Below are 9,359 nucleotides of genomic sequence, written 5' to 3' on the forward strand. Positions count from 1 at the left end.
CAGGGCCGGGGCCAGCTCCTTCCACGAACGCAGGCGCTGCCCGGCGCGATCGAGCTTCCCCGCCAGCACGGCGGCCTGCTCGTCGTTCTCGGGGACAAGATCGCCCGCGACGTCCCGGACCGGAGCTGAGGGAGCGGGAAGGGGAGCCGCGCACCCCGCCAGCAGGCCGAGGGCAAGGACGGCCGCGGCCAGAGCCGCCGTTCCCGCACCGCGTTTTTGTGGAACCTTCAGCAAAGGATGCTGTTCATGCACGATTTTCCCACTCCCGATGTTTGGCTCGCCCACCGCGTCTCCTATGGAGAAACCGATACGATGGGGTATCTCTATTACGCGGAATACCTGCACCTCTTCGAACGTTCCCGCAGCGAGTACATCCGCCAGATGGGCATGAGTTACGCGGAGGTCGAACGCCTCGGCATCATGCTGCCCGTACGCGAAGCCCAGTGCCGCTACAGGCGGCCCGCCCGGTATGACGATCTGATCCATATCCGCGCGGGGATAGCCGAAGTCAGGCGCGCCTCTCTCGTCTTTGTGTACAATGTCATGGACGCCGAGCGCAAGACCCTGCTTGCCGAGGGCATGACTGAACACGCCTGTACCGGACGCGACGGGCGCCCCGTGCGCCCACCGGAATGGTTCGTCAAACTCATGCGCGGTGAACCGTTCCAAATCCCCGAATAAAGCCCTTACCCCAAGCAGAGGGAAGGAGCCGCCTTCAAGAAGCGCCCTTCCCTTTTCTTTCGCCCTTCTTCTCCCCCGTCCCCGCCGCCTTTTCCCAACTCCCCCTCAATGCAGGCATCTTCCCGGGCTCTCTTTGACCGTTTCTCGATATACATTGGCATTTTCTCATGAGACACGGTTATCCAATTCGTCTATCCCTATCTATAAACGCATTATCTCTTTTATCCGGACGGGCTTTTTCCTTTTTACCCTCCAAGAACAGCGGCTTTACCTTAAGCGGCGAACAATACCCTTTATCTTTTTGCGGAAAGAGGGGTCTCCCTTCTTTATGTTTTCACCGGAAACATGCTTTGGCTGTACGGACTGGAACCTCATACCTGAAGGAGTTTCTTATGAAACGGTGGTTCAAAATGCTTACGGGTTCCCTTGCGGTTGTCCTTTTCATCACATTTTCCTGTGCGGCATTCGCGGCGGCCCCGGTCAAACTCCGCACCGCATGGCTTGACGAGCACGAAGCCTTCCTCGTCTGGTATGCCAAAGAAAAAGGGTGGGACAAAGAGGAAGGGCTGGACATCGAAATGCTCCTCTTCTCATCCGGCATGGCCCAGCTCAACGCCCTTCCCGCAGGGGAGTGGGTACTCGCCGGAACCGGCGCCGTGCCCGGCATGATGGGCGCGCTCCGCTACGGGACGTACACCATCGCCGTCACCAACGACGAATCCTACACCAACGCCCTCCTGCTCCGCCCCGACAGCCCTATCCTCAAGACCAAGGGCTACAACAAAGACTACCCGGAAGTGTACGGACATCCGGATGACGTGCGCGGCAAGACGTTCCTCATCACCACCATGTCCTCCCCCCACTTCACCCTGAGCCACTGGCTCCGTGTGCTCGGCCTCAAGGAAAGCGACGTCACCATCAAGAACATCGATCAGGCGCAGGGCCTCGCGGCGTTCGACAGCGGCATCGGCGACGGCGTCTGCCTGTGGGCCCCGCACATGTTCTTCGGCATGGACAAGGGCTGGAAGGTCGCCGGAACCCCCAATACCTGCGGCGTGGGCCTGCCCACCGTGCTCATGGGCGACAAGAAGTTCTGCGACGCCAACCCCGAACTGGTCGCCAAGTTCCTGCGCGTGTTCCTGCGCTCCGCCAACATGCTCCAGAAGGAAACCCCGGAATCCCTCGCCCCGGAATACTGCCGCTTCTTCCAGGAATTCGTGGGCAAGAGCTTTACGCCGGAAATGGCCGCGCTCGACATCAAGACGCACCCCGTTTTCAACCTTGAAGAACAGCTCGCCCTGTTCGACGGCTCCAAGGGGCAGAGCAAGGCCGCCAAGTGGATGGCCGACATCGCCGAATTCTTCGCCAGCGTGGGCCGGATCACGCCTGACGAGCTGAAGGTCGTCAAGGACGGCTCCTACGCCACCGACAAGTTCCTCAAGCTCGTCAAGCAGCCCATCCCCGACTACAAGTAACATTCCCGGTTTCCCTTTACCCTGCCCTTGCCGGCCCTCCGTAACAGGGGGCCGGCTTGCTTTTTGGGGAATCGGTATGATTCTAACTCTCTGAGCAACCAAACAGCCCCTTTTTGTAAGAAGGGGTTCCATCTTAGCGGTTCGTCTGATAGCATGTGAAAGTTCACCTTTGCATTGCTCCGGGGGGAAGCTTTTTTCCTTGCATTGCATCGGGGCGGGCAAGGAGAAGACCTAGGGGTTCTCCTTTTTCTTTTCTCCAGCCCTGTTGCCCCGTTAGCGTGGATATGTTAGATTTTTTCTCGTGAAGAAGGTCTATTGGTCTTTGAACCACTCTACTGCCGGGAGAATCATGGAAACAATCAATCTTGAAACCACGCGCGACGAAGCGTTTCTTCGCGAGGTGGAAGCAGAAAGCGGTCAGAAGGTGACCAACTGCTACCAGTGTGGAAACTGTACGGCGGGGTGCCCCTGCGGTCCTGAATACGACCTGCAGGTCAGCCAAGTCATGCGGGCCGTCCAGCTCGGTAACAAGGAAATGGCGCTTTCAAGCCGTTCGCTGTGGCTCTGCGTGTCGTGCTCGACCTGTACGTCCCGCTGCCCCAACAACATCGACGTCGCCAAGGTCATGGACGTGCTGCGGCACATGGCCTGGAAGGAAGGCAAGACGAACTACGCCATGGCGTCGTTCTGGCAGTCCTTCCTGACCACCGTCCGCCACTTCGGGCGCACGTACGAGCTGGGCGTCATGGCCATGTTCATGGCCCGCACCGGCCGGGTTTTCACCGATGTGGATCTCGCGCCGCGCATCCTGCCCAAGCAGAAGCTGCCCTTCAAACCCCACACCATCGTCGGCAAGGACGCTGTGGCCCGTATTTTCAAGCGTTTCGACGAGCAGCGCAGCGCCGAGGGGGACAAGTAAATGAAACTCGCCTATTACCCCGGCTGTTCCGGTCAGGGGACGTCCGCCGAATACGAACGTTCCACCCGCGCCGTCTGCCGCGCGCTTGAAATCGGCCTCAAGGAAATTTCCGACTGGAGCTGCTGCGGCTCCACGCCGGCCCACGCCTGCGATCACGTGCTCTCCTCCGCGCTTTCCGCGCGCAACCTCGCGCTTGCCGCCGCCGAAGGCGCCGAACGCGTGGGCACGCCCTGCCCGAGCTGCCTCGCCAACCTGAAGACCGCCAAGTACCGCATGCAGGACGAGGCGTTCCGCGATAAGGTCAACGCCCTTCTCGACAATCCCTGTCCCGAAGAGCTGCCCGAAACCGTGTCCATCCTCCAGGTCCTGGTGGAGGACTACGGCACCGGCGCCATCGCCGAAAAGGTCAAGAAGCCCCTCGAAGGCATCAAGGTCGCCTGCTACTACGGCTGCCTGATGAGCCGCCCCGCGGACATCATGCAGTTTGACGACGCCGAGAACCCGATGGCCATGGACAACATCATGACCGCCCTCGGCGCCGAAGTCGTGCCTTTCCCCCTGAAGACGGAATGCTGCGGCGCAGCCATGGGCATTCCCCGCCGCGACATCACCGCCCGCCTTACCGGCCGCATCCTTGAACGGGCGCAGGCCTTCGGCGCGGACGCCGTGGTCGTCGCCTGTCCGCTCTGCCACATGAACCTTGACCTGCGCCAGCGTCAGGCCGTGGGCGGAAGCATGAAGATGCCGGTGCTGTATTTTACGCAGCTCATGGGGCTGGCCCTCGGCCTGCCGCATCAGGAACTCGGCTTCGAAAAGCTCTGCGTCAGCCCCGACGAACTTCTGCGGAAGATCGACGCCGCGCAGGCTGCCAAGGCCGCCGCGGCCAAGGCCGATGAAGCCACAGAGGAGGCCAAGGCATGAAAATAGGCGTTTTTATCTGCCACTGCGGATCGAACATCGCCGGGACCGTGGATTGCGGCAAGGTCGCTGAGATCGCCAAAACCTATCCCGATGTGGCCTTCTCCACCGACACCATGTACACCTGCTCGGAACCCGGACAGGAAGAAATCGTCGCCGCCATCAAGGAACACAAGCTTGACGGCGTGGTCGTCGCTTCCTGTACGCCGCGTATGCACGAGCCCACCTTCCGCCGCACCGTGGAACGCGCCGGGCTCAACAAGTACATGTTTGAAATGGCCAATATCCGCGAACACGTATCGTGGATCGGCAAGGACAAGGAAGCCAACACCAACAAGGCCGCGGAACTCGTCCGCATCGCCGTTGAAAAACTGCGCCGCGACAACCCGCTGTTCTCCAAGTCCTTCGAATCCACCAAGCGCGTGCTCGTCATCGGCGGCGGCGTGGCCGGCATCCAGGCCGCCCTCGACTGCGCCGACGCGGGCCTCGACGTGCTCCTCGTGGAACGCGAAAGCCACATCGGCGGCAAGATGGCGAAGCTCGACAAGACCTTCCCCACCGTCGACTGCTCCAGCTGCATCCTCGGCCCCAAGATGGTGGACGTGGCCCAGCATCCCAAAATCACGCTCATGGCCGCTTCCGAAGTGACCAACGTGTCCGGGTATGTGGGCAACTTCACCGTGACCGTGAAGAAGAAGGCCACCTACGTCGACTGGTCCAAGTGCACCGGCTGCGGCGCCTGCATGGACAAGTGCCCCGCCAAGAAGACCCCGGACAAGTTCAACGAGTTCGTCGGCCCCACCACCGCCATCAACATCCCCTTCCCGCAGGCGATCCCCAAGAAGGCGTCCATCAACCCCGAGCACTGCCGCAAGCTCACCTCGGGCAAATGCGGCGTGTGCGCCAAGGTGTGCCCCACCGGCGCCATCAACTACGAAATGAAGGATGAGGAAGTCACGGAAACCGTGGGCGCCATCGTGGCCGCCACCGGCTACGATCTCATGGACTGGACGGTCTACGGCGAATACGGCGCGGGCCAGTACCCCGACGTCATCACCTCGCTCCAGTACGAACGCATCATGTCCGCCTCCGGCCCGACCGGCGGCCACATCAAGCGCCCGTCCGACGGCAAGGAGCCCAAGAGCGTCGTGTTCATCCAGTGCGTGGGCTCCCGCGACAAGTCCATCGGCCGCCCCTACTGCTCCGGCTTCTGCTGCATGTACACCGCCAAGCAGGCCGTCCTGACCAAGGACCACATCCCCGACTCGCAGTCCTACGTGTTCTACATGGACATCCGCTCCAACGCGAAGCTCTATGACGAATTCACGCGCCGCGCCGTCGAGGAATACGGCACCCAGTACATCCGCGGCCGCGTGTCCGCCATCCAGCCCGACGGCCACGGGCAGTACATCGTCCGCGGCGCCGACACCCTGCTTGGCAAGCCCGTCGAGGTGAAGGCCGACATGGTCGTGCTCGCCGTGGGCATCGAAGGCTCCAAGGGCGCGAACAAACTCGCCGAAACCCTGCACATCTCCTACGACGGCTTCGGGTTCTTCATGGAATCCCACTGCAAGCTCCGTCCCGTGGAAACCAACACCGCCGGCGTGTTCCTCGCGGGTGTGGCCCAGGGCCCGAAGGACATCCCGTCCTCCGTCGCGCAGGGCAGCGGCGCCGCCGCCAAGGTGATAGGCCTCCTCTCCAAGCCGCTCCTCGAAAGCGACCCGCAGATCTCCGTCGTGGACATCAAGCGCTGCGTCGGCTGCGGCAAGTGCATCAAGGTGTGCCCGTTCCAGGCCATCGTCGAAAAGGAAATTCGCGGCGAAAAGAAGGCGCAGACCATCGAGGCCGTGTGTCAGGGCTGCGGCCTTTGCACGGCTACCTGCCCGCAGGGCGCCATCCAGCTCTCCCACTTCACTGACAACCAGATCCTTGCGGAGGTAGACGCTCTATGTCGGTGCTGACAGGCAAAGAACTCCGGATCGTAGGCTTCCTCTGCAACTGGTGCTCCTATGGCGGCGCCGATACTGCCGGGGTCGCTCGTTTCACCCAGCCTACGGACCTGCGTATCATCCGCGTCCCCTGTTCGGGCCGCGTCAATCCCCTGTTCCCGCTGAAAGCCCTGCTTTCCGGCGCCGACGGGGTGCTCGTGTCCGGCTGTCACCCGCGTGACTGCCACTATTCGGAAGGCAACTACTACGCCCGCCGCCGCCTCGAAACGCTGAAGGAATTCCTGCCCATCATCGGCATCGATCCCCGCCGCTTCGAGTATACCTGGGTATCCGCCTCCGAAGGCCAGCGCTGGCAGGCCGTGGTCACCGCGTTCACCGAACGCGTCCACAAGCTCGGACCCGCGCCCAAGTTCGAAGACGCGAAGCCGATGTACGTCATGCCCGACCTTGACCTGCCCGCGCCTCTGCGCCCGCTCGGCTGCGGCGTCAATCCCGCGGCCATGACCGAGCTCAAGGACCAGATCAAGGCCGCGCTCGAAGCCAAGGAAGTGGAATTCGTCATGGGCTGGCAGAAAGGCTTCGACGGCCTGCACGCCACGCCCCTGTACATGCGCAGGCCCGAAGACGTCGAAAAACTCATCTGGGGCCCGCTCAACGTCCACTCCCTCGCCACCTACCTGCCCCTCTTCAAGGGCAAGAAAGTCGGCATCGTGGTCAAGGGCTGCGACTCCCGCGGCGTCGTGGAACTCCTGCAGGAGAACCTCATCAACCGTGAGGACGTGGTCGTCTTCGGCATGGGCTGCAACGGAACCATCGACATCAACCGCGTGCTCGCCAAGATCGGCGACGTGACGGAAGTCGAATCCGTGACCGGCTCCGGCGCCACCCTCAAGGTCCGCGCCGACGGCAAGGACTACGAGTTCGCCATGCAGGACGTGGCGCAGGACAAATGCCGCGCCTGCACCGTGCCCAACGCCGTCATCCACGATCACTTCGCGGGCTCGCCCACGAACATCCCGGACGGCGCGCAGCCCGCCATGCCCGCGATCATGACCTTCCTCGACGGCCTGAGCCTCGAGGACCGCATGGGCTTCTGGCGCGGCCATATCGATCGTTGCATCCGCTGCTACGCCTGCCGCAACGCCTGCCCCATGTGCGTGTGCCGCGACAACTGCGTGGCGGACAGCCGCGAACCGCATTGGCTCACGCAGGAAGACAGCCCCACGCAGAAGATGTTCTTCCAGCTCATCCACGCGATGCACCTCGCCGGACGCTGCACCGGCTGCGGCGAATGCAACCGCGCCTGCCCGATGGGCATCCCGGTCGGAGCTCTCAAGCTCCAGATGGGCCGCGTCGTGAAGAAGCTGTTCGAATACGCGCCCGGCATGGACGTTGACGCCGTGCCGCCGCTGCTCGGCTTCCAGCTGGAAGAAAAGAACATTCACGAACATCACATCGAGGGAGCATAAACGCAATGAGCGCCATACGATTCCTCGCTGCCGACAAGCTGGCCTCGTGGCTGGCCGAAGTGGCGGCATCCCGTCAGGTGCTGGCCCCTCGTCAGGAGGGCAAAGCGGTTGTGTTCCGGCCTCTCGTCGCCGGAGAAACGCCGTCGCTGGCCCGTGCCACCGTATCCCCCAAGGCCGCCGTTTTCCCCGCCTGTGAAACGCTCGTCCGCTTCACCGGCACCAAGGACCCGGAAAATCCGGCCAAACTGAACATGAAACTTGACGACACCCCCGACGCTCCGGCCCGGATGGTGTTCGGCTGCCGTTCCTGCGACGCCCGCGGCTTCGCCGTGCTCGACAAGCCCTTCCTCGAAGGCAAGTTCCAGGATGCCTACTACAAGGCCCGCCGCGACAACCTGCTGGTCGTCACCCGGACCTGCGACAGCCCGTGCAGCACCTGCTTCTGCCACTGGACCGGCGGCGGCCCCGCCGATCCCACCGGCTCCGACGTGCTGCTCACGGCCGTGAACGGCGGCTTCGTGCTTGAGGCCGTGTCCGAGAAGGGCGAAGCCTTCCTCGCCGGGACCAAGCTCGCCGACGGCTCCGACAAGATGGACGAAGCCAAGGCTGCCCGCGAAAAGGCCGCCGCCAGCCAGCAGCCCGCCCCGGATCTGTCCAAGGCGGCCCGCCGTCTCGAACAGCGTTTCACCGACGTGGACTTCTGGGCGGAACAGACCGCGAAGTGCCTCTCCTGCGGCGCGTGCACCTACATGTGCCCGACCTGCCAGTGCTTCAACATCTCCGACGAGGGCAATACTCTCGAAGGCCGCCGTCTGCGCAGCTGGGACAACTGCATGTCCCCGCTGTTCACCCGCGAGGCCAGCGGGCACAACCCCCGCACGGCCAAGGCCCTGCGTATGCGCAACCGCGTTTCGCACAAGTACTGGTACGCTCCCGACTACAGCGACGGGCGTTTCGCCTGCACGGGCTGCGGTCGGTGCATCAAGCAGTGCCCGGTGTCGCTGGACATCCGTGAAATTGTCCTCAACGCCATCGCGGATGACGCGGAAGCCAAATAAGGAGTCTGAACATGGCAGGGACGCACAATCCCCTTCTGCCTGAAATGGCGACCGTCATCGAAACCGTGCAGGAAACGCACAACATCAAAACGTTCCGCGTGCGTTTCGATGATGAAGAAAAAATGAAAAACTTCACCTTCCAGCCCGGACAGGTGGGGCAGCTCTCCGTTTTCGGCGTGGGCGAGTCGACCTTCGTGATCAACTCTTCCCCCACCCGGATGGATTACCTCCAGTTCTCCGTGATGAAGGCCGGCGAAAACACCGCCGCCCTCCACAAGCTCAATGCCGGCGACAAGATCGGCGTGCGCGCCCCGCTCGGCAACTGGTTCCCCTACGAGCAGTGGAAGGGCAAGAACGTCTTCTTCATCGGCGGCGGCATCGGTATGGCCCCCATCCGCACCATCATGGTGTACCTGCTGGACAACCGCAAGGATTACGGCGACATCAGCCTGCTGTACGGCGCCAAGACCCCCGCGGACCTGTCCTTCCAGTCCGACATGCCCGAGTGGCTGGAGCGCAAGGACCTGAACGTCACCCTGACCATCGACAACCCTGCCGATGGCTGGGAGCACAAGGTCGGGCTCATCCCCAACGTGCTCAAGGAAATCGGCCCCAAGCCCAAGGACACCATCGCCGTCCTCTGCGGCCCGCCGATCATGATCAAATTCACCCTCGCGGCCCTCGTCGAACTGGGCTTCCCGGATGACCAGATCTACACCACGCTGGAAAAGCGCATGAAGTGCGGCATCGGCATCTGCGGGCGCTGCAACATCGGCGGCAAGCTCGTCTGCGTCGACGGCCCCGTCTTCTCCAATAAGCAGCTCAAGGAACTCCCGCCCGAGCTGTAGGATGATTAAATGAATCGGGGAGGGGGAAGGGACCCTTTTGAA

The 9,359-nt window shown here is 62.5% G+C and carries 8 protein-coding genes and 1 pseudogene; 8 read left to right on the plus strand and 1 reads right to left on the minus strand.

All coding sequences use genetic code 11. From position 1 onward, the window contains the following. Positions 1–252 (minus strand): annotated as a pseudogene (locus tag HMPREF0178_RS21980) (hypothetical protein); the annotation flags it as partial. On the opposite strand from HMPREF0178_RS21980, the gene HMPREF0178_RS08285 reads away from it, so the two are divergent. The 8 genes from HMPREF0178_RS08285 (at position 247) to HMPREF0178_RS08320 (ending at position 9,317) form a co-directional block, all read left to right on the plus strand. Then, on the plus strand, positions 247–681 hold the full coding sequence (locus HMPREF0178_RS08285; protein ID WP_009368304.1) for a thioesterase family protein: 435 nt from the start codon (positions 247–249) through the stop codon (positions 679–681). The pseudogene HMPREF0178_RS21980 and the gene HMPREF0178_RS08285 overlap by 6 nt on opposite strands. Before the next feature lie 392 nt (positions 682–1,073). Further along, positions 1,074–2,156, plus strand: a complete 1,083-nt coding sequence (locus tag HMPREF0178_RS08290; protein WP_009368305.1) for an ABC transporter substrate-binding protein — start codon at positions 1,074–1,076, stop codon at positions 2,154–2,156. Positions 2,157–2,505: 349 nt separating this feature from the next. Beyond that, positions 2,506–3,075 (plus strand): 4Fe-4S dicluster domain-containing protein, encoded by a 570-nt coding sequence (locus tag HMPREF0178_RS08295; protein ID WP_005028066.1) that lies wholly within the window; start codon positions 2,506–2,508, stop codon positions 3,073–3,075. Beyond that, complete coding sequence (locus tag HMPREF0178_RS08300) at positions 3,076–3,996, plus strand: CoB--CoM heterodisulfide reductase iron-sulfur subunit B family protein (RefSeq protein ID WP_005028067.1); 921 nt, start codon at positions 3,076–3,078, stop codon at positions 3,994–3,996. Then, the gene (locus HMPREF0178_RS08305; RefSeq protein WP_009368306.1) at positions 3,993–5,954 is read left to right on the plus strand and encodes a CoB--CoM heterodisulfide reductase iron-sulfur subunit A family protein; all 1,962 of its coding nucleotides are present in this window, start codon (positions 3,993–3,995) and stop codon (positions 5,952–5,954) included. Before HMPREF0178_RS08300 ends, HMPREF0178_RS08305 begins: the two co-directional genes overlap by 4 nt. After that, on the plus strand, positions 5,942–7,411 hold the full coding sequence (locus HMPREF0178_RS08310; RefSeq protein ID WP_009368307.1) for a hydrogenase iron-sulfur subunit: 1,470 nt from the start codon (positions 5,942–5,944) through the stop codon (positions 7,409–7,411). The genes HMPREF0178_RS08305 and HMPREF0178_RS08310 overlap by 13 nt, the downstream gene beginning before the upstream one ends. Positions 7,412–7,416: 5 nt before the next feature. After that, positions 7,417–8,469 (plus strand): 4Fe-4S dicluster domain-containing protein, encoded by a 1,053-nt coding sequence (locus tag HMPREF0178_RS08315; protein WP_009368308.1) that lies wholly within the window; start codon positions 7,417–7,419, stop codon positions 8,467–8,469. 11 nt (positions 8,470–8,480) lie between these two features. Then, positions 8,481–9,317: an FAD/NAD(P)-binding protein gene (locus tag HMPREF0178_RS08320; RefSeq protein WP_009368309.1), complete on the plus strand. Its 837-nt coding sequence runs from the start codon at positions 8,481–8,483 to the stop codon at positions 9,315–9,317. Positions 9,318–9,359: the final 42 nt, after the last annotated feature.

The organism is Bilophila sp. 4_1_30 (genome assembly GCF_000224655.1).
GTDB classification, from domain to species: domain Bacteria; phylum Desulfobacterota; class Desulfovibrionia; order Desulfovibrionales; family Desulfovibrionaceae; genus Bilophila; species Bilophila wadsworthia.

Coding starts and splice junctions, on each gene's coding strand:
- HMPREF0178_RS08285 (WP_009368304.1), top strand. CDS start 247: ATGCACGATTTTCCCACTCCCGATGTTTGGCTCGCCCACCGCGTCTCC.
- HMPREF0178_RS08290 (WP_009368305.1), top strand. CDS start 1,074: ATGAAACGGTGGTTCAAAATGCTTACGGGTTCCCTTGCGGTTGTCCTT.
- HMPREF0178_RS08295 (WP_005028066.1), top strand. CDS start 2,506: ATGGAAACAATCAATCTTGAAACCACGCGCGACGAAGCGTTTCTTCGC.
- HMPREF0178_RS08300 (WP_005028067.1), top strand. CDS start 3,076: ATGAAACTCGCCTATTACCCCGGCTGTTCCGGTCAGGGGACGTCCGCC.
- HMPREF0178_RS08305 (WP_009368306.1), top strand. CDS start 3,993: ATGAAAATAGGCGTTTTTATCTGCCACTGCGGATCGAACATCGCCGGG.
- HMPREF0178_RS08310 (WP_009368307.1), top strand. CDS start 5,942: ATGTCGGTGCTGACAGGCAAAGAACTCCGGATCGTAGGCTTCCTCTGC.
- HMPREF0178_RS08315 (WP_009368308.1), top strand. CDS start 7,417: ATGAGCGCCATACGATTCCTCGCTGCCGACAAGCTGGCCTCGTGGCTG.
- HMPREF0178_RS08320 (WP_009368309.1), top strand. CDS start 8,481: ATGGCAGGGACGCACAATCCCCTTCTGCCTGAAATGGCGACCGTCATC.